Annotated in this window: 19 protein-coding genes and 1 riboswitch; of the genes, 8 read left to right on the top strand and 11 right to left on the bottom strand. The window is 44.1% G+C overall.

Annotated elements, in window-relative coordinates:
• Nucleotides 1-187 precede the first annotated feature (187 nt).
• The 3 genes from QTA56_RS15695 (at nt 188) to QTA56_RS15705 (ending at nt 2464) form a co-directional block, all read left to right on the top strand.
• Nucleotides 188-823, top strand: coding sequence for a peroxiredoxin (locus QTA56_RS15695; RefSeq protein WP_267981933.1), 636 nt, complete (start codon nt 188-190; stop codon nt 821-823).
• A gap of 245 nt (nt 824-1068) precedes the next feature.
• A complete protein-coding gene (locus QTA56_RS15700) occupies nt 1069-1878 on the top strand; it encodes an MBL fold metallo-hydrolase (protein ID WP_267982023.1) in 810 nt (269 codons plus the stop codon).
• Between the two features lies 1 nt (nt 1879).
• Nucleotides 1880-2464, top strand: coding sequence for a dual specificity protein phosphatase family protein (locus QTA56_RS15705; protein WP_267982024.1), 585 nt, complete (start codon nt 1880-1882; stop codon nt 2462-2464).
• Nucleotides 2465-2502: 38 nt separating this feature from the next.
• Here QTA56_RS15705 and QTA56_RS15710 read toward each other — a convergent pair whose 3' ends face one another.
• The 5 genes from QTA56_RS15710 to QTA56_RS15730 form a co-directional block, all read right to left on the bottom strand.
• Complete coding sequence (locus QTA56_RS15710; RefSeq protein WP_267981934.1) at nt 2503-3624, bottom strand: SPOR domain-containing protein; 1122 nt, start codon at nt 3622-3624, stop codon at nt 2503-2505.
• Nucleotides 3615-4901 (bottom strand): bifunctional tetrahydrofolate synthase/dihydrofolate synthase, encoded by a 1287-nt coding sequence (gene folC, locus QTA56_RS15715; RefSeq protein WP_267981935.1) that lies wholly within the window; start codon nt 4899-4901, stop codon nt 3615-3617. Before folC ends, QTA56_RS15710 begins: the two co-directional genes overlap by 10 nt.
• On the bottom strand, nt 4898-5809 hold the full coding sequence (gene accD / locus QTA56_RS15720; RefSeq protein ID WP_267981936.1) for an acetyl-CoA carboxylase, carboxyltransferase subunit beta: 912 nt from the start codon (nt 5807-5809) through the stop codon (nt 4898-4900). Before accD ends, folC begins: the two co-directional genes overlap by 4 nt.
• Nucleotides 5806-6609, bottom strand: a complete 804-nt coding sequence (trpA, locus tag QTA56_RS15725) for a tryptophan synthase subunit alpha (RefSeq protein ID WP_267981937.1) — start codon at nt 6607-6609, stop codon at nt 5806-5808. The genes accD and trpA overlap by 4 nt, the downstream gene beginning before the upstream one ends.
• A gap of 202 nt (nt 6610-6811) precedes the next feature.
• Nucleotides 6812-7831: an AraC family transcriptional regulator gene (locus tag QTA56_RS15730; protein ID WP_267981938.1), complete on the bottom strand. Its 1020-nt coding sequence runs from the start codon at nt 7829-7831 to the stop codon at nt 6812-6814.
• 115 nt (nt 7832-7946) lie between these two features.
• Between QTA56_RS15730 and QTA56_RS15735 the strand changes: the two genes are divergently transcribed.
• The gene (locus tag QTA56_RS15735; RefSeq protein ID WP_267981939.1) at nt 7947-8822 is read left to right on the top strand and encodes a metal-dependent hydrolase; all 876 of its coding nucleotides are present in this window, start codon (nt 7947-7949) and stop codon (nt 8820-8822) included.
• 47 nt (nt 8823-8869) lie between these two features.
• Here QTA56_RS15735 and QTA56_RS15740 read toward each other — a convergent pair whose 3' ends face one another.
• The 5 genes from QTA56_RS15740 to QTA56_RS15760 form a co-directional block, all read right to left on the bottom strand.
• Nucleotides 8870-9865 carry a DUF2804 domain-containing protein gene (locus QTA56_RS15740; RefSeq protein WP_267981940.1) on the bottom strand — a complete coding sequence of 332 codons (996 nt, stop codon included), beginning with the start codon at nt 9863-9865 and terminating at the stop codon, nt 8870-8872.
• A gap of 18 nt (nt 9866-9883) precedes the next feature.
• On the bottom strand, nt 9884-11032 hold the full coding sequence (locus QTA56_RS15745) for a GGDEF domain-containing protein (protein WP_267981941.1): 1149 nt from the start codon (nt 11030-11032) through the stop codon (nt 9884-9886).
• A 101-nt stretch (nt 11033-11133) separates the two neighbouring features.
• Entirely contained in the window at nt 11134-12378 is a 1245-nt protein-coding gene (gene trpB, locus QTA56_RS15750) for a tryptophan synthase subunit beta (protein ID WP_267981942.1), read from the bottom strand.
• Nucleotides 12359-13018, bottom strand: a complete 660-nt coding sequence (locus tag QTA56_RS15755) for a phosphoribosylanthranilate isomerase (protein ID WP_267981943.1) — start codon at nt 13016-13018, stop codon at nt 12359-12361. The genes trpB and QTA56_RS15755 overlap by 20 nt, the downstream gene beginning before the upstream one ends.
• Nucleotides 13019-13101: 83 nt before the next feature.
• Nucleotides 13102-13569, bottom strand: a complete 468-nt coding sequence (locus QTA56_RS15760; RefSeq protein WP_267981944.1) for a hypothetical protein — start codon at nt 13567-13569, stop codon at nt 13102-13104.
• A gap of 55 nt (nt 13570-13624) precedes the next feature.
• Nucleotides 13625-13838: riboswitch (cobalamin riboswitch) on the top strand.
• A gap of 36 nt (nt 13839-13874) precedes the next feature.
• Between QTA56_RS15760 and QTA56_RS15765 the strand changes: the two genes are divergently transcribed.
• The 3 genes from QTA56_RS15765 (at nt 13875) to QTA56_RS15775 (ending at nt 17190) form a co-directional block, all read left to right on the top strand.
• Nucleotides 13875-15758 carry a TonB-dependent receptor plug domain-containing protein gene (locus tag QTA56_RS15765; RefSeq protein ID WP_267981945.1) on the top strand — a complete coding sequence of 628 codons (1884 nt, stop codon included), beginning with the start codon at nt 13875-13877 and terminating at the stop codon, nt 15756-15758.
• 102 nt (nt 15759-15860) lie between these two features.
• Nucleotides 15861-16448 (top strand): cob(I)yrinic acid a,c-diamide adenosyltransferase, encoded by a 588-nt coding sequence (locus QTA56_RS15770; RefSeq protein WP_267981946.1) that lies wholly within the window; start codon nt 15861-15863, stop codon nt 16446-16448.
• 22 nt (nt 16449-16470) lie between these two features.
• The gene (locus tag QTA56_RS15775) at nt 16471-17190 is read left to right on the top strand and encodes a glycerophosphodiester phosphodiesterase (protein ID WP_267981947.1); all 720 of its coding nucleotides are present in this window, start codon (nt 16471-16473) and stop codon (nt 17188-17190) included.
• Between the two features lie 56 nt (nt 17191-17246).
• Here QTA56_RS15775 and QTA56_RS15780 read toward each other — a convergent pair whose 3' ends face one another.
• On the bottom strand, nt 17247-17774 hold the full coding sequence (locus tag QTA56_RS15780; protein WP_267981948.1) for an META domain-containing protein: 528 nt from the start codon (nt 17772-17774) through the stop codon (nt 17247-17249).
• Between the two features lie 212 nt (nt 17775-17986).
• Between QTA56_RS15780 and QTA56_RS15785 the strand changes: the two genes are divergently transcribed.
• Nucleotides 17987-19156: an acyl-CoA desaturase gene (locus QTA56_RS15785; RefSeq protein WP_267981949.1), complete on the top strand. Its 1170-nt coding sequence runs from the start codon at nt 17987-17989 to the stop codon at nt 19154-19156.
• The last annotated feature ends 111 nt before the right edge of the window (nt 19157-19267 follow it).

Genomic DNA, 19267 nt, shown 5'->3' on the forward strand with positions numbered 1-19267 from the left:
ATGTAGCAAATTTGCATTTAAGTTACATCGATTTGCATGTGAAATTCTGATCATTTTTTTATCCTCAACATCTCACCTATATATAAAAAACTTATAATCAAATAAAAAAACAATGATTTGATTCATATATAAATTGGCGCATAGTAAAAAGACACAGCATCAGATAAGCAGAATGAGGAGATAAAGAATGAGCTTACGTTTAGGTGATATTGCCCCAAATTTTCAACAAGAATCAAGCGAGGGCGTTATTGATTTTTATGAGTTTCTAGGGGATGGCTGGGGAATCCTGTTTTCACACCCCGCAGATTACACACCTGTCTGCACCACTGAGCTTGGTTATACTGCCAAGCTGAAGGATGAGTTTGCAAAACGTGGCGTCAAGGCAATTGCACTGTCTGTGGATGATGTTGAATCACATAAGGGCTGGATTCAGGACATTAACGAGACCCAGAACACCACAGTGAATTTCCCGATTATTGCGGATAAAGACCGCAAGGTGTCTGAGCTTTATGGTTTTATCCACCCAAATGCCAGCGAAACCTTGACTGTACGTTCACTGGTGATTATTGATCCGAACAAGAAAGTTCGCCTGATCATCACCTACCCTGCCTCAACAGGCCGCAACTTTAATGAAGTGTTGCGTGTGGTGGATTCACTACAACTGACTGACAAGCATAAAGTGGCGACACCTGCCAACTGGCAACAGGGTGAAGATGTGGTGATTGTGCCATCACTGAAAGATGAAAAGGAAATCAAGCAGCGCTTTCCTAAAGGTTATACAGCAGTGAAACCTTATTTAAGACTAACACCACAGCCTGAGTGAGGATAAAACGAGCAATGCTCGTTCCTGAGAAGCGACTAAAGCTTCGCAAGAAGACGAACAGCTATGCTGTGAGTTAAGAGATTGAAGCCGATTAAAGGCTTCAAGCGAAGCGAAAGACAAACAAAGTGCGTAGCAATAAAGAATCTTCCCCTAAATTCAATGGAATTTAGGGGATGTTTAATCTTGGTATTTTTGAATCAATACGCTATAAGAATAATTCGACTCGAAACATAATAAAAATCACCATGATCTATAACATCCACCACCTGCATTGCGGCAGCTTCTGCCCCGTTTGCGCCCCCTTGTTTGGACAAAAAGGCTGGAAAGCCCATTTGGTCTGCCACTGTCTATTGGTCGAGACTGATCGGGGTCTGGTTCTGATTGACACAGGTTTAGGCTTGCAGGACTATCTACATACTGAACAGCGTTTGGGCAAGCTGCTCAGCCGATTTGGACAGTTTGAATCCAACCTGAAACTCAGTGCCATCCAGCAGATCCAGCAACTGGGCTTTAGCCCCAACGATGTGAAATACATCTTTGTAACCCATCTTGATTTCGATCATGCTGGCGGTATTTCAGACTTTCCAAATGCCACTGTGCATGTATTGGCCTCTGAATTTAATGCCACCCAATCCCTTTCCGCCAAAGGAAAGCTTCGCTATAAAACCGAACAGTTTAAACAGCACCGTTACTGGAACTTTGCAGAACAGACTGATGGCGAGGCATGGTTTAACCTGCAAAAGGTCAAAGGCCTCCCCCTGTTTCAGGATGAAATCCTGATGGTTCCCCTGATCGGTCATACGCTTGGACATAGTGCGATTGCGGTCAAGAAACAAGATGGCTGGATTTTATTCTGTGGAGATGCCTATTTCTCACATCGCGAACTCAATCCTAAAAACAGGTTAAAGGTATTAGATTTAACAGAACGATTATTGGCTGAGGACAACCAGCAACGTTTACACAACCTAAAGCAATTACAATATCTGGCTCAACATGAACCGAGCATTGAGTTAATTTGTGCGCATGATCCAGTTGAATTCAATCGTTACCAATAATATGCATAAGACACTGATTACTGTTATTTTCATATCATCCCTAAGCTTGGGTGGTTGTATGAAACATTCAAGTCTGGAGGAGCATCAAAGACCCCAGCATTGGGGAGCACTGATTTCAGATACACATAATTTTTACCAAATCAGTCCTGATGTTTTTCGCAGTGAACAACCCAGCAACCAGTTAATTCCTTTCCTGAAAAAACATCAAATTGGCACTGTCATCAACCTGCGTACAAGAAATGAAGATGCCAAGGTTTTAAGGGATCAGCCATTTAATCTGGTGCATATTCCCATCAATACATGGTCGATTGATCGGAATGACTTACTCGAAGCCATGCAGACCATTCAAACGGCGAAGCAACACAATCAGAAAGTTCTGGTACATTGTTATCATGGTTCTGACCGTACAGGCGCGACCATTGCCATGTATCGTATTATTTTCGAGAACTGGTCAATTGAGGATGCTGTTAAGGAGATGAAACAAGGCGGTTATGGATTCCATATCATCTGGAAGAACATTGACCAGCTTTTTAGTCCTGAAAATGTAAAATGGATTCAACAAAAGCTGTTGAATCCATCCCAATAAAGAACCCGTGCAAATAATGCAATCACTATTGCACTTTATTAACGTTGATCTAGTGGAACCCAGTCAATCACCCAGGCGGACTTCATGCCCAGACTTTCATCTGAGGTAATTTTCTTACGTGCCGCATCAGCAGTGTCCCGATCTTTGGATGGCCCCACCATAATCCGAATTCCCTTGGAGGTTGGGCTGGTGGTGACTTTATAACCTTTGGCGCGCAATTTGGACACCACTGTATCGGCATTGGCCTGGTTTGCCGCCAGCGCCACCTGTACCATCCAGTTTTTGTCACCATTTTCCATAAGCTGACGGGCTTTTTCAGCCTCAGCCTTTTTCTTGGCATCTTCCTCAGTTTTACGTTTCTTTTCTTCAGCCGCTGCTTTCTTTTCAGCCTCAGCTTTGCGCTTGTCTTCCTCAGCTTTTTTATCCGCTTCAACCTTGCGTTTTTCTTCAGCCGCTTTCTTCTCTGCTTCAGCTTTACGCTTATCTTCAGCTACTTTCTTGGCATCTTCCTCAGCTTTACGTTTCTTTTCTTCGGCTGCTTTCTTGTCGGCCTCAGCCTTACGCTTATCTTCCTCAGCTTTCTTGTCCGCTTCCGCCTTACGCTTGTCTTCAGCTAGCTTCTTTTCAGCGTCAGTTTTCTGCTGCTCTACCTTTTGCTGTTCGGCTTTCTTCTTTTCTTCCAGCTTACGTTTTTCTTCAGCAAGTCGTTGAGCCTTAGCCTGATCGTCCTCAACCAGTTCTGGTGGAATATTATCTGAACTTTCCTGCGCCGCGGTTCTACGGGCATTGATTGCAGCGTACTCTTCAGCGGCTTTACGTGCAGCCGCAGCCTCAGCCTCCTGCTGCATTTTCAGGAACTCGGCAGCACGGGCCTCTTGTTCAGCAACCGCCTTTTCACGCGCACGTTTCTGTTCATCCAGCAAACGTTTTTCAGTTTCAACATCCACAGCCAGAGGCTGCAAGGAGACCATCTCCCCCTCTTGTGCTGGCTGGGCTGTTTTAGGCTGAGTTTCGGTTTTGGGAATAGGGTGAGTAACTGTAGCCTGTGTCTTATCCTGCTCTATTTCTTCATTTCCCTTGAGAAGTAATGCTGCCAACAAAACACCCCCTCCAAGTAGAACAACGCCACCCATCCAGCGTTGCTTGTTATTCATTGACATTGTTCTAAATACTCCCAGATCGCTTCCAAGGTATGAAACGAACCACAGACTAAAATCAGCTGATTGTTATTACATTGTTTCAGCACAGATTGAAACGCTTGCTGGATACTGCCAAACTCATGTACCTGCTGGCCCTGCAATGCCTCGTGCAACTGTTGCATTGGGGCAGCCCTCGGCACATCTAAAGTAGCAATAAACCAATCTTTTACTGTTGTTTTTAGTAAATCGGTGACAGACGCGATGTCCTTATCTGCCAGCATCGAAAATACTGCGACAACTTCTGTGTACTGTTTATTGTATTTTAAGAATTTTCGCAACTGATTCAATAAAAATTCGACACCATGCGGGTTATGTCCCGCATCAAAAATAACGGTTTTATCCTGTATCTGGCGAATTTCAAAACGCCCCTGCAAACATGCCTGCTGAATACCTGTTGCAATGGCCTGCTGTGAAATTTCAATCCCACTCACCAGTACCGCGGCCACGGCAGTGGAGATGTTGTCCAAGGCCAACTGCCCCACAGGAAGCTTTAAGGTTGTGCCAGATGATGCAAATGACCAGCTCTGCCCATCATCATTCAGTTGATAGAAATAATCCCGATTCAATGCATACAGGCTGGCGTTTGTTTCATCCACCTTATCCTGAATGGCCTGCGGCAGTTGCTGTTGCCCTGCGAAAACAACGGGAATGTCTGGGCGGATAATACCTGCCTTTTCAAAGGCAATTTTTTCAATGGTATCACCCAGCCAGTCCACATGGTCCAGGCCAATATTGGTAATCACCGCTATATCAGGGTCAATCACGTTGACCACATCAAGGCGACCACCCAGCCCAACCTCAAGTACCCAGACATCACATTGTTGCTGTTTAAAAATAACAAAGGCCGCCAATGTGGTGGCTTCAAAGAAAGAAAGACTTAGACCACATTCACGGCGCGCCTGATCAACACACACAAAGGCATCAACCAAACGCTGGTCATCCACCTCATGACCAGCCAGCTTTACCCGTTCATTAAAGCGATAGATATGTGGTGACTGATATAACCCAACCTTGTAGCCCTGTGCGTTTAGAATCGCCGCCAATGTGGTTGTGGTTGAGCCTTTACCATTGGTGCCCGCAACTGTAAACACCCTGGCTTTTGGCTGCATCACACCCAGCCTCTCAGCAACGGGAATCACCCGCTCCAGCCCTAAATCAATGCCTGTAACATGAACATGGCCCCAATAATCGAGCCATGTTGTGAGTGTATCTGTTGAATGGGGAGCATCTAGTTTCAAGGTAAGTTCATCAGTTTAGCCACTAGTCTGTATACAGTATCACGTAACGCATGACGATGAACAATCTGATCGACCACACCATGATCAAGCAGATATTCCGCTCGCTGGAATGGTTCCTCCAGTTTTTCACGTACGGTTTGCTCAATCACCCGTTTACCTGCGAAACCAATCATGGCTTTCGGTTCAGCCAGATGAACATCCCCCAGCATTGCCAGTGATGCGGTTACCCCACCATAAACTGGATGGGTCAACACCACCAGATAAGGCACACGTGCTTCCTTCATTTTCTGGATTGCCGCAGAGGTACGCGCCATTTGCATCAGGGACAGCATGCCTTCCTGCATACGTGCGCCACCTGAAGCCGCAAAACACACTAAAGGCTGGTGTAGCTGAATTGCCCGTTCAGCTGCCTGAACAAAGCGGTCACCGACCACAGTACCCATTGAACCGCCCATGAAGTCAAACTCAAAGGCGCATGCCACCAAATCCAGACCTTTGAGCGAGCCCTGCATCACCACCAATGCTTCTGATTCCCCTGTTTTATCCTGCGCCTCACGCATGCGTTCAGGATAGGGCTTGCTATCCACAAACTTTAGCGGGTCTTTGGCACTAAATTCCTGACCAAGCTCTGAGTTGACCTGATCGAAGAACCAGGTCAGGCGGTCCCGTGCCTTCATACGCAAATGTTCATCGCATTGCGGACACACATAGGCGTTGAATGACATGGCTGTACGCGTCACCAAGGCATGACATTCAGGACATTCAATGGTTGGCTCGGTAAAAGTTGACTTAAAGGTCTGCTGTTCATCCGCAACCTGAATCCCTGGCACCTGACGTTCCGTCCAGGGTGTTGTGGGACTAAGCACTTTCCCTGTTGCTGATTCTGGACTCAATCGTTCTTGACTCATACTAACTCATCGAGCGCGGCTCGAAGCTCCTTCACTTTATTCACCGTCTGTTGCACAGCCTCATCCGCTGGCAATGTCGCAAAAGATTTAACGAAAGCACTTCCCACAATCACGGCATCGGCAACCTGTCCCATCGCTTTTGCAGACGCTGCATCACTGATTCCAAAACCCACACCAACAGGTACAGTCGTCTTGGACTTGATTTTTGCAATACGCGCCGCTGCCTCAGAGGTGTCCAGTGTTGCCGCACCTGTCACGCCTTTAAGTGACACATAGTACACAAAGCCACTGGCCTGATTGACCACATGCTGAATACGCTGATCAGTTGAGGTTGGTGCAAGCAGGAAGATCTGGTCCATCTCGTTTCGCTTCAAGACTTCACCAAACTGCCTGGATTCCTCTGGTGGCAAATCCACCAGCAGTACGCCATCCACGCCACAGTCTTTGGCATAGGCAACGAACTTTTCATAACCAATCACCTCAACAGGGTTTAAATATCCCATCAACACCACTGGTGTCGTTTGGTCTGTCTCACGAAAGGCCTTGACCATATCCAGTGCGTCAAGGGTATTAGTTCCACCTGCCAGGGCACGCTCAGCAGCTAAGGCAATTACAGGGCCATCCGCCATTGGGTCTGAGAACGGCAGTCCCAACTCAATGACATCAACGCCCGCCTCAACCATCTGATGCAGCAATGGAACAGTTACCTGTGGATGCGGGTCACCTGCCATAACATAAGAAACAAGCGCTTTACGTTGCTGAGATTTAAGCTGTTCAAAACGAGTGGCAAGACGTGACATAGGATTATGCTTTCCTTGATTTATATAAATTGAGGAGTTGTTTGTAGTCATACAGAAACACTGCATTGTAACGCTATTTTTTGCTCATTGAACAGGGTTTGGCGCGATTCAACAGCGAATGTTGCTACTTACAACAGCCCGCATACATTTATCTCTATTTTTGTTTTTTTCTCAATGATCAAAGCTTCCTAATTTCTGTACATTACAATTTTAAAAACTGCTTCGGTGTGACACCTGTCCAGCGCTTAAACGCACGTCCAAAAGCACTTTGATCCGCATAGTTTAAACGCTCGGCAATTTCGGAAAATGACTTGCCCTGTTGCAGATAAAGCTTACTTTGCTCCAGACGGTATTGATCCAGAATATCCTGAAAGTTCAATTGATAAGTCTTAAGCTGACGCTGCAAGGTACGTTCCGAGCAGTGCAAACGTTTGGCGACATAACTCTGTAAAACTTCCTCTTGCTGCAACAAGCCCTGCTCAATATAGCTCTGGATTTTCTGCCGAAACTGTTGTTGCTGTGCCTCAAAGGAACTCATGCTATTTAGTGATTGCTGTGCCTGAGTAGAGAGCACATGATTTAACTGTTGGTCTGCCGCAATGCTTTTGGCCTGTAAAATCTGGTTGGAAAAACGAATGGCATATTGCCCAGCCTGAACCTGAATTGGACAGCCGTAAAATTTTTCAAAATGATATAAAGCCATTTGCGGTGTATAACCAAACTGAATCATCTGCGGTGGCACCAGAGCATCCTGTACAATCGACTGTGCAATTTTAAGGATCAGTGCCAGATTCAGCTCATACATTTCCCGATAATCGCAATAGGATGCACTCCATACAATTTGAATGTACTGTGAGAATTGTTGTACGCTGAGTTGTTCCAGATTGGTTTGCTTAAACACCAGAGAATAATAGCGCTGCAAAAGCTGTAAAGCCTGCTCCAGATCCAGACTGGTTGATGCCAGATAACCCATCAGCCCCAAATCCTGCAAGTTGGCATGTTCAGCCAAAACCAGTGTGATCGGACGAGGGAAATACGCCTGTGCCGCCTGCAACAGCAATGCATAACGCTCAACATCAAATTCCTGTTCATCTGGATTTTCCAGGCAGGCACGAAAGTCCTGCCACAGCTCAGGTGCCACAGCCTTAGACAAGTCAATGTGTTCCTGCTGTAGGACACGATTCAACAACCGTAGATATCCAATGATAATTTTAACTGACATACGCCAATCTCATCCTGATCTGTCGTTATTTGTATAAAACTTGGCTGTAACTGTCAAAACATTTTACTGAACTTTTTTCATACTAAGTTCATGAAAAAGACAAGGAATAGCAAAAATGAACGCACATGTTTCCTATCAGGCTGATCCAATTGTAAGAACAAAACTAGACTTTCACCTCAATGAGGCTCCACGTTTCTGGTTTGGTGGTGATCCATTCCGTACCCGCATGTTTGATGCATTAAGCCTGACGTTTCCCGATGGAGAACGCTACTTCATTGAATGTGTGCGCTTATTCCGTGACAAGATCAATGATCCTGAGCTACAGGAACGTGTGGCAGACTTTATTCGTCAGGAAGCCCAGCACGGCATTGCCCATGAAAAGATGAACCAGATCATGAAAGAACAAGGCATGCCTGTGGATCAGTTCACCAACCGTTTGAAAAAAATATTTAGATTTGAATTGAAGAATCGCTCACCACAATACAATATTGCCATGACCGCAGCGGCTGAACATTTAACCGCCCTGATGGCAGACACATTCTACAGTAAGAAAGAAACATTGGCGGAAGCCGATCCCTTTGTGCGTGCGCTGTTTGCATGGCATGCCATTGAGGAAATGGAACACCGTGATGTCGCCTTTGATGTCATGCAACAAGTCGGTGAAGTACCAGAATTGACTCGTCGTTCTGCCCTCGTTATTACGACCGTGTTAATGTTTGGCTTCACACTTTACCGTACCGATGTCATGCTTAAGAGTGATGGTTTTAGCTTTAAGCAGCGTCTTGACATGGCACGCAAGGGCTTGCCGTGGTTCTTTGGACGCAAAGGTATTTTGACTGCAAAAAGAGAGCAATATAGCGACTGGTTTAAAAAAGATTTTCATCCAAACCAGCACCCGATTATTCGTCAATACGATGTCTGGATTGACACATTGGCTAAAACCAATGACCCAATCGCTGCGGGCGAGGCTTTTTGGCAAGCTGGTCTATAAACCTCCCATCATCCCTCTTTAAAAAGAGGGATTTTTTTTTACAGTAATTACCATTTGGCGTAATGCTGTTCCAATAGACCATATTGTTGATTCAATATGATCAGTTCAACATCCTCATGTTCAATTGTGCCACTGATTTTGGCCTGCCACTGATTAAACTGGCTACCAATTAAACGCAGGTTAATATTTTCAAAACGGCACCATGCTGTTTTTATGGTCAGTTTTAGTCGTCCATCCAAAGAACGGATTGACCAGAGTTTTTCATTCTGCTGTTCAAATAAAATATCGGTGAGTGGATATAAACGCCCATCCACCCACAGTGCATTTTCATTGCCAAAACTTTCATTGACACCTGATGCAAGGTTTAAACCTATTCGTCGGCCATTTTCATCACGGAACTGGCATGAGAGCCAGAACCATGCTGTTTCAGGGCGTAGAAAGCCACAGGTATCATCCAGTGCAGCCAGACTTTGCGCATTAAAGTCAACTTTCTGCCGTTCTGGGTTAATAAAGAAACCCTCGACAGCCAGAGTGGTTTGTTTTTGGGTATAAGTCCAGCCATTGATTCCTGTTGGCGTACATAGACTGAGTGCATCCACACCTGCACAGAAGATGCGAGCTTTCAGCCGCACCTCTCCATGCTTGGTCACCTGAATGTAACGCACGCCATTGGCATGCTGCATATCGAATTGATAAGCAGATTTCTTAAAATAACTTTGGCTAAATAAAGGCTGTTCATCCAGATGGGTTTTCAACGCCAGTGGCTGGATCGCATTCCATTCAATCACCTTTCCTGATAGATGGTCATAGACATAGAAGAAACCATGCCCCGCCCATGATAAATCGACAATCGCCACACCAATACTGTAATGCTCATGCTGCAAACCACAAAATCTAAATTTTTTATATTTAAGCTGCTTGCGCCAGCCTTTCAACACCTGCCCATAAGGGGTTTTATAGATATAATCGTCCAGATTGATTCGTGAGGGTATCTGGTCAAAACGCCCATAACGAGGCTGACCATTTTCCTGTATTAATTTCACCACATTTCCCCAAATAAATTATAACGTTAAAGCGGTTCTGACCTGATTTTTACCATTCTGTTTGGCTTGGTACATCGCCTTATCTGCCTGTTCGAACAAACCTCTATAATCAAAGCCACTAAAAGCTGTACTGCTCACCCCAAAACAGGCCTTGATAGAGAGGGGTTCATTTTGCTTAACTTCAATTGACGTTTGCTCCAATGCCTTACGGCATGCCTCTGCCACCAGCACTGCATTTTCAATTGAGGTAAATGGCAGCAGAATCACAAACTCCTCACCACCATAACGTCCAATCACATCACTGGCTCGCAGGTTTTTTCGCAATATATCCGCAACGTGCTTTAATACCAGATCCCCCTGATGATGCCCATATTGATCATTAATGGTTTTAAAATTATCAATATCCACCATGATCAGTGAGGTTTCGCGATGGGTAATCTGTGCCTGCTGCATCTGTAAATCAATAATCTCATTAACCCCACGACGATTAAGCAGGCTCGTTAATTCATCGGTACAACTGAGTTTTTCAATTTTTGAACTATACCTACGCCAACGCTCCACACTAATATCAAATAGCGTGATGGTAAATGCTGCATATAAGGTGGTATAAAACATGGTATAGATAATCTGGGCATTTTGAATATCCTTATGCAGCAAGGTATACGGTTTATAGGCAACCGCATAATCCAGATACCCAGTCACCGTAAGGCCAGCTAAAATATAGTATGCAAAGACATAAAAGGCCAGACCAAAATACACCACAAATCGGGGATATAATAATAATGCGGTAAAGGCAATCCCCATAAAGATAATGCCATTCAGGAGGTTCAGCAAACCCACCCCAATTGGCAGTCCCAACAATGAGAATGGATAATAAACAGATAAAAACATCACATAGTAAATGTGCAGGTCTGGCTTATTTTTAATAAAATAACCCAATAAAATAAAAAATGTATTTAATATAATGATGCCAGGAAACAGCCATTGAAACCGAATAAGCAATTCAGTATTTGCCAATGGATGATACATGTATTTTATTTGGATAAAATAGATCACGACTGCGGTAAAACTGGCATACCACAGTATTGATTGGGATTTTTTGACTAAATCCCAGTCCAGAATAACTAGAAAAGCTTTGCTAATATATCTAGGTAAGGAATATTTCATCCCCCGTAATCCTATGTGATTACATCCATGTAAAAACCTAATGACCATATAATGTCATTAGGCATAAATTTACCTTAATCCTAGCATATAATTTTTTAGTTTTATAAGTCGACCATCGGAATGCCATCAATTTTAGCAACCGTCATCAGGTCCTTATCACCACGACCTGAAACTGTTGCAATAATGATCTGGTCTTTCGACATGGTTGGGGCAAGTTTGCTGACATAGGCCATCGCATGCGAACTTTCAAGTGCAGGTATAATCCCCTCAATCTTGGTGAGGTCACGGAAACCCTGTAATGCCTCATCATCATTGATTGGCACATACTGCACACGGTTCATGTCTTTCAGGAAGCTATGCTCAGGTCCCACACCTGGATAGTCCAGACCCGCTGAAATACTGTGGGTTTCAATGATCTGACCCTGCTCATCAGACATGAGGTAGGTACGGTTGCCATGCAGTACACCAACGTGACCCGCATTGAGTGGTGCAGAGTGCTTGCCTGTTTCAATCCCATAGCCTGCGGCTTCAACACCGTACATTTTCACATCCTGATCATTCAGGAATGGATAGAATAAGCCCATTGCATTTGAACCACCGCCAACACAAGCCACTAGAGCATCTGGTAAGCGTCCTGCCTGCTCCTGAATCTGGCGGCGCGCTTCACGGCCAATAATCGACTGGAAATCACGCACCAGCTGCGGATATGGATGCGGGCCAGCAACCGTACCAATCACATAGTAAGTACTATCAACATTGGTCACCCAGTCACGCATCGCCTCATTCATGGCATCTTTCAATGTTTTTGAACCACTTTGTACAGGCACAACCTTTGCACCCAACAAACGCATGCGGTAGACATTCATTGCCTGACGTTTCACGTCCTCAGCACCCATGTACACCACACATTCCATACCCAAACGTGCTGCAATGGTTGCAGTCGCAACGCCATGCTGCCCTGCGCCTGTTTCCGCAATAATACGCTTCTTACCTGACAGTTTCGCCAAGAGTGCCTGACCAATGGTGTTGTTGACCTTGTGTGAACCCGTATGGTTCAGGTCTTCACGCTTGAGGTAAATCTGCGCACCACCAAGATGCTGTGACCATCGTTCAGCATGATAAAGTGGGCTAGGACGACCAACATAGAACGCAAGATCACGGTCAAACTCTGCCAGAAACTGTGCATCATTTTTCATACGACCATAAAGATTTTCTAGATCTTCAAGTGCAGCCATCAGCGTTTCTGATACAAAACGCCCACCATGAATCCCGAAATGCCCTTGCGCATCTGGAAACTGGGTGTAATCAATCGCCTGATTTTCTTGACTAGAGTTTTGCTGATCCACATTGGACTCCTTGCATAAATTTTTCAATGAGTTGTTGGTCTTTTATACCTTTTGCGGACTCTACGCCTCCGCTGACATCCACAGCAAAAGCGGCTGTGACATCAATGGCTTCACTCACGTTTTCAGGGGTTAATCCGCCTGCCAAAATCAGTGGAATATCGAGTTGGGGAAACTGGTTCCAGTCGAAACTGTGTCCCGTGCCACCTTTCAGCTCAGGATGCCACGCATCCAATAGTACGGCACTGGCGCCTGCGGCTTGATAACGCTGGATTTCAGCCACCACATCCAGATCTGGTTTAACCTGTATGGCCTTATACCAACGGCGTTTGCATTGTGCCGCAATCTGCTGGCATTGTTCAGGGCTTTCATCGCCATGTAGTTGTAATACATCCAAAGGAACTGAATCAAGTACGCTTTGTATTTCTTCTGCACTCGCATTTACAAACAGGCCAACCAGTTGCACATAAGGTGGAACTGGCTTAGCCAAAGCCTGTGCCTGCTCAATGCTGACATGGCGTGGACTTGGTGGAAAGAATACAAAACCGATTGCATCCGCACCTGCCTCAACCACAGACTGGATATCCTGTGCGCGGGTAATTCCACAAATCTTGGCACGCGTCCGCCGTTGTATCTGCTGCATGGGCAATCTGACTTTAAATAAAGATTTAGAATGCTGATATTGTAATGCAAAACTCAATCAATCTAACAATTATATACTAGGAATTACCTCATTCGTTTTACATAAGAGTTTGTTCCCATGACTGATATTCGAGGAGGATTATCCCCTCGATAATACACAATAGAATTGGGTCCCATGATCTGAACAAAATCAACTTTGTCAGCATATACAATTGTATTTTCCCCCAAGAGTGAAATAACACTACAATGGTCCGTTAATGTTACATCCATACCATCCCCAACCACATGGAATCCCTCAGCAAAACCTAAACATTTATATGTACCACTTTCCCTAATACTGCCCATTTCAGGAGATGAGGTTGAATCAGACACTCTATCAATAGCTCGTTGACTTCCGACATTATGGGCAACATTCAAGCCGACTTGATCAGCAAATTGGGAATCCTGATGTTGTTGTATTTTTTGTGATGTGAGCGTCTGCCATTTTAAGTCTTTATAGATCACCCCCAATACTGAACATAGCAAAATAATATGTAATGTGCCGCCACTCATGTGAAGACCTACTTTTTGTTCATATCTTGTAAGTTGTATATGCTCCCTTTATACTTTGCACCATCTTGCAACAAGTCTAAAGCAAATTCCTTTGCTTATAGGGAAGTTGGTGAAACTCCAACACTGTCCTCGCAACGGTAACACTGAAATGCTGATCTTAGCTTAGCAGCCAAACCACTGCATCTGATGATGTGGGAAGGTGATCAGTCTATCATCTTTCAAGATGATTATAGTGAAGTCCGAAGACCTGCTTGTTGTACTTATCTACTTTAAACATTCACGAGGAATGAATGTCTGGAGCGCACATGTCTATTTCTTTCCAGCCAACACGCTTAGTTGGCGCTATCGCTATTGCGATGGGGTTTTCTTCAGTCGCCTTTGCCCAGGATCAGTCAACGGATAAAACCGTTTCACTTGATACCATTGTGGTCACCGCATCAAAATCACCTGAATCCATTAAAAACGTACCTGCACGCATTAATGTCATTGATGATAAAACCATTCATCAAAACCCAATTTCCAACCTGTCTGACTTGATTCAGTTGGACCCGTCCATTTATGTGAAACAATCAGGTGGTATGGGACAGCTTTCCGAAGTTTCGCTACGGGGTACAACACCTGCACAAACACTGGTGTTACAGGATGGTGCGCGTCTAAATAATCAAAACAACCTTTCACCACTATTTGCTGCTTTTCTGGATACCTCACATATTCAACAGGTCGAAATATTAAAAGGACCTGCATCAGTACAATATGGCAGTGATGCCATTGGTGGTGTGATCAATATGGTCACTGCCCCGCCAAGCAAAACTGGTGCACAACTCACTGGAATTTATGGTGAGAACAACACCTATAAAACGGTATTGAATGCAGACTATGTTGACGTATCTGGTTTCTATGCACAGGCTGGTGGCCAACGTCTGGAATCTGATGGAACATCTATTCTGGATATTCAGAATAAAAGTGAAAAAGCCAGTTTTGACCAAAAAGGTTACTATGCCAAATTTGGTTATTATCAAAAAGACCAAATTGACAGTAGTGTTGAAATCAATCAAAACCAGGGCAGAAGTATTTACTACAACTTTAACGCGGGTTTAAATAATGCAGTTCGTGACTTTAAAAATCAGGTCATCAATGCCAAAGCCTCTTATGCCTTAAATTCTGACCTTACTGTAAATGCCCGCTATTCCAATACAAAAGATCACCAAGATGTTCCAAATGACAGCTCTTACTATAATACTGAAAGTAATGAGGGTGATTTAAACCTGAAATGGGGCTTCCTGCCACACCAGAATGTTTTGTTTGGCGTGAACTATCTTGACTCGGAATATGAAACACCAAGTATCACCGATCAAAAACAAAGTGTTGATACTGTCGGATATTACTTACAACATCAATATCAGGACAATGGCATCAGTACACAGGCAGGTGTTCGTGTAGAGGATAATGAACGCTTTGGAACACATACTGTCGGTCAGGCGGCTGTTCGTTATCAACTACTGCCTTTGACCAGTGTATATGCCAATATTGGTACCGCATTCCGCGCGCCATCACTGAATGAATTATATACACAATGGGGTGGCAACACAGAACTCAAGCCAGAAGAAAGCACCTCTTATGAAGTTGGCTTTGATCAACAGTTGAACTATGGTTTAAGTGCAGGTCTATCTGCATATTATACTGAAATTGACAATCTGATTAGCTCGACCTGTATTGCAACCTGTAATGGCGACTGGGTGACAACATTTCCTGTTTATCAAAATATCAATATTGATAAAGCAAAAATCACAGGCGGTGAGTTTAATCTAAAATGGTCAAACGACATATATTATGTCAACACCCAATATGCTTATGCACGTAGTATCAATGATAAAACAGATCGTGACATTGCCTATCGCCCTCGTCAACGTTTAACCTTAACTGCTGGTTATGAGTATGAAAATGTTGGAATCAATGCTTCGGTGATTGCACGTTCAAAAGCCAATTCCAGCCATACCAATAGCGACAATCAGGTTGCTGGCGTTGCAACAGTTGATTTAAATGCGTACTGGAATATCAATCCAAATGTTAAGGTCTTTACCAATATTCAAAATATCGGTGATGTCCGTAATCAGCAAGTATATAACTTCGGTTCCTGGTACATTAACAGTGGCCGCCTCGCCTCTGCTGGGGTAACATTCCGTTACTAAGCCGACAAGCGCATTATAAAAATACTTGATTCACTCCAGTTTCGGGGTAATGTTCTGACCGACATTATCCCCTTTTTATTTTAGGACAAGAGCAACAGAACTATGGGACATCGTTTAAGCAAGATTTACACACGTACTGGCGATTCAGGCACAACGGGTTTAGGAGATGGTTCACGGGTTGCCAAGGATGATTTACGCATCACTGCGCTGGGTGATGTGGATGAACTGAACGCGACCATTGGGGTACTCCGCGCACAAATCAGCGCCAGCCAAATTGCAGATCAAGACCACTGGGACAAAAGCCTGAGCCTGATTCAACACTGGCTGTTCGATTTAGGTGGTGAAGTCTGTATTCCCAACTATCATTTACTCCAACCCGTTTGTATTGAATTTCTTGAAAAAGAAATTGACTGCATGAATGAAAGTCTGCCAATGCTGAAAGATTTTATCCTCCCATCAGGCACTTTGGCCTGTAGTTATGCGCATCAGGCGCGTGCTGTCTGCCGCCGTGCGGAACGCGCCCTGATGTCTGTGCATACACGTGATCAAAATATTCAGGCAACCGCTTTACAATTACTCAATCGTTTATCAGACTGGTTGTTTGTGGCTTCACGCAGTTTACAGCGTGCTGAGGGTGGCAGCGAAGTGCTGTGGCAGAAGAATATCAATGACAGTATTGATCCAGCATAAAGATGGTTTAGGTAGAAAATAAATGCGAATTATTGGTCATCGTGGGGCACGTGGTGAAGCACCTGAGAATACCTTGGGTGGTTTTCATTATTTGCATCATCTAGGAGTACGTGCTGTCGAGTTTGATGTGCGGCAACTACAGGATGACCAGTTGATTGTCATCCACGATGATAATTTTGAGCGTACCACAGGTCGTTTACAGCATGTTGAAAGTTGTGATCTAGCCACCGCACAGCAGTTTGACCATCGCCATCAATGGCAGGCTTGGGAAAATAAGGAATACACCCCACACTTAACAGACGTGATGGCATGTCTGACCGAGTTTGAACATATTGAAGTTGAAATCAAGGCTGTTGCAGATGAAGCGGCGGCTGAACGCCTGATCTTAAGTCTGCATAATGAACTCAAGGGCTTTGAAAAGAACGCAACCATTACCAGCTTTGATGTGAAGATTTTAACCGCCTTACAGCAACATTACAGCCACTTTAAACGTGGCTTGCTGGTTGAAATTCCACTGGGTGAATATGCCATAGAACTCGCCCATCAATATGGATGCTGTCAGATTGGCTGGAAAGACCAACTGGCAACGGATGAAATCATTCATTTAACACAACAAGCTGATCTAAATATCAGTGTCTGGACTGTCAATGATGTGGAAAGGGCAAAACATTTACAACAACTGGGCATTCAAGGCTTAATCACCGATGTACCAAGCACCATGCTCAGATCTTTGTGCTTGTAGAAATCGCTGTATAAACAATTAAAATATGGGATTAGGGCGAATACATCGCCCCTACTTTATCTTTTAGGTTGTGCCTGAATCAGACGCTGTCCTTTGCCATCAAGCAGATATAAATTTGTACCATCAAACTGGAAACGCTCAACCCGTTGAATGAGATCCATCAAATCCGCTTCCTGGGCCAAAGCCTTATGGCAACTTTCATGTCCAGCCATGACATCAAAATCAAGTTTCTGCTGGGCAAAGTCATATGTATAACGACCATAAATAGCGTTACAGCCTGTATGACCAGAGACTGTCTTTGTCACCGAGTTAAGCAGGAAACTCGGATACTGGTTAAAAAACAATGCACGCCTATTCTGAATGGTCATAATTTGCCATTCAACATCCTGCACACCATCGCTGCTTTTACGAACCTGCATTACAGGAGGCTGAGCCACACGTTTCGGTTGCAAAGTGGTTTTGTGCACTGTTTTGGGTTGACTCTGGCAGGCAGCCACCATCAAAACAGCCGACAAAATGAAAGTTTTATGAAAAAAAGATTTCATGGAAAAAATCGGATTTTTCACGGTAATTTGCTCAGACATTGATTTCTTTCACCTTTTAATCAATACACCAGTTAGGCAGGCTGAATTCTGTTACGGTTCTTTAAGTACAACTGTAGAATAATGCTAGTGTTCATTTATCTGAGCGTGCTAATATCAACGGTAAAATAGCAATATATCGTTATGATTGGTTTTGCTATCTCGTTTAGTTTTATTATCTTGTGCAAACAAGGTTACTAGGAGCGCTGACGGATATGACTTCCGCCCCACTCAAAAAAGCACCCATTAACTGGACTGCTAGCATTACCTTAATTGGAACACCAATTCTTGCGATTATTCTAATCCCTTTATACGCTTATTATTATGATTTTAGTGTAAGTGCCTGGGTCAGTTTATTTTTTCTTTTAGCATTAAGCAGCCTGGGAATCACCGCAGGTTATCACCGTCTTTGGGCACACCGTGCCTATGAGGCCGCTTTACCGCTTAAAATCCTGTTGATGATTGGCGGTACTTTCGCTGTTCAGAACAGTATCCTGTTTTGGGCTTCAGGTCACCGTACCCATCACCGTCATGTTGATGATGTAGACCAGGATCCATATTCAATCAAACGTGGTTTCTGGTATGCACATCTGGGCTGGATGATTCGTGACCACTCACCCTCTGAACCAGATTACAAAAATGCACCTGACTTGCTCAATGACAAACTGGTGATGTTCCAGCATAAATACTATGTCCCAATGGTCATTGCAGTTCATGTGGGCTTACTGGGTGGTGTTGGCTGGGCAGTCGGCGATGTTTGGGGTGTCGTTCTACTAGGTGGTTTACTGCGCCTGATCATTAGCCATCATGTAACATTCTTCATCAACTCACTGTGCCATATGTGGGGCAAACGTCCTTATACCGATGAAAATACCGCACGTGATAATTTTGTATTGGCAATCCTGACTTGGGGTGAGGGTTATCATAATTACCATCACATTTTCCAGTACGACTACCGTAACGGGGTAAAATGGTGGCAATACGATCCAACCAAATGGTTGATCTGGACCAGCTCTAAACTTGGCTTGGCTAAAAATTTACGACGTATTCCAAGCTTTAATATCCAGAAAGCTGAACTTGCGATGAAATTTAAATATGCTGAGCAGGATTTGGCGATCTACGGTCATGATGTTAATACTGACATCGTACAAATGAAACAACGTATTGCGCAGGAATACGAAGCCTTTACCCATACACTCAATGATTGGGCAAAGTTGAAAGAGCAGGAACTTCACGCGAAAAAGGCAGCGATGGCTGAAAAAATCCATCAGATCGACCATAAACTTAAGGTTGATTTCCAGTTGCTTGAACATCGTCTTGCTCACCATCGCGAATGTTTAGAAACCTTGATGCGTAACATCAAAAAAGCGCCTGTTTCTGAATAAATCTATGATGATTGAAAATGGTCTCTTTTAAGAGGCCATTTTTTATGTCTTCTAAACAGTATTTGCTATATGTTCTTGTATGGCTTTAGCCTTTACTTGCCCTTGTGGCAG

Source organism: Acinetobacter thutiue (assembly GCF_030385805.1).
In the GTDB taxonomy this organism is placed as follows: Bacteria; Pseudomonadota; Gammaproteobacteria; order Pseudomonadales; family Moraxellaceae; genus Acinetobacter; species Acinetobacter corruptisaponis.

Coding starts and splice junctions, on each gene's coding strand:
- QTA56_RS15695 (WP_267981933.1), top strand. CDS start 188: ATGAGCTTACGTTTAGGTGATATTGCCCCAAATTTTCAACAAGAATCA.
- QTA56_RS15700 (WP_267982023.1), top strand. CDS start 1,069: ATGATCTATAACATCCACCACCTGCATTGCGGCAGCTTCTGCCCCGTT.
- QTA56_RS15705 (WP_267982024.1), top strand. CDS start 1,880: ATGCATAAGACACTGATTACTGTTATTTTCATATCATCCCTAAGCTTG.
- QTA56_RS15710 (WP_267981934.1), bottom strand. CDS start 3,624: ATGTCAATGAATAACAAGCAACGCTGGATGGGTGGCGTTGTTCTACTT.
- accD (WP_267981936.1), bottom strand. CDS start 5,809: ATGAGTCAAGAACGATTGAGTCCAGAATCAGCAACAGGGAAAGTGCTT.
- trpA (WP_267981937.1), bottom strand. CDS start 6,609: ATGTCACGTCTTGCCACTCGTTTTGAACAGCTTAAATCTCAGCAACGT.
- QTA56_RS15730 (WP_267981938.1), bottom strand. CDS start 7,831: ATGTCAGTTAAAATTATCATTGGATATCTACGGTTGTTGAATCGTGTC.
- QTA56_RS15735 (WP_267981939.1), top strand. CDS start 7,947: ATGAACGCACATGTTTCCTATCAGGCTGATCCAATTGTAAGAACAAAA.
- QTA56_RS15745 (WP_267981941.1), bottom strand. CDS start 11,032: ATGAAATATTCCTTACCTAGATATATTAGCAAAGCTTTTCTAGTTATT.
- QTA56_RS15755 (WP_267981943.1), bottom strand. CDS start 13,018: ATGCAGCAGATACAACGGCGGACGCGTGCCAAGATTTGTGGAATTACC.
- QTA56_RS15760 (WP_267981944.1), bottom strand. CDS start 13,569: ATGAGTGGCGGCACATTACATATTATTTTGCTATGTTCAGTATTGGGG.
- QTA56_RS15765 (WP_267981945.1), top strand. CDS start 13,875: ATGTCTATTTCTTTCCAGCCAACACGCTTAGTTGGCGCTATCGCTATT.
- QTA56_RS15770 (WP_267981946.1), top strand. CDS start 15,861: ATGGGACATCGTTTAAGCAAGATTTACACACGTACTGGCGATTCAGGC.
- QTA56_RS15775 (WP_267981947.1), top strand. CDS start 16,471: ATGCGAATTATTGGTCATCGTGGGGCACGTGGTGAAGCACCTGAGAAT.
- QTA56_RS15780 (WP_267981948.1), bottom strand. CDS start 17,774: ATGTCTGAGCAAATTACCGTGAAAAATCCGATTTTTTCCATGAAATCT.
- QTA56_RS15785 (WP_267981949.1), top strand. CDS start 17,987: ATGACTTCCGCCCCACTCAAAAAAGCACCCATTAACTGGACTGCTAGC.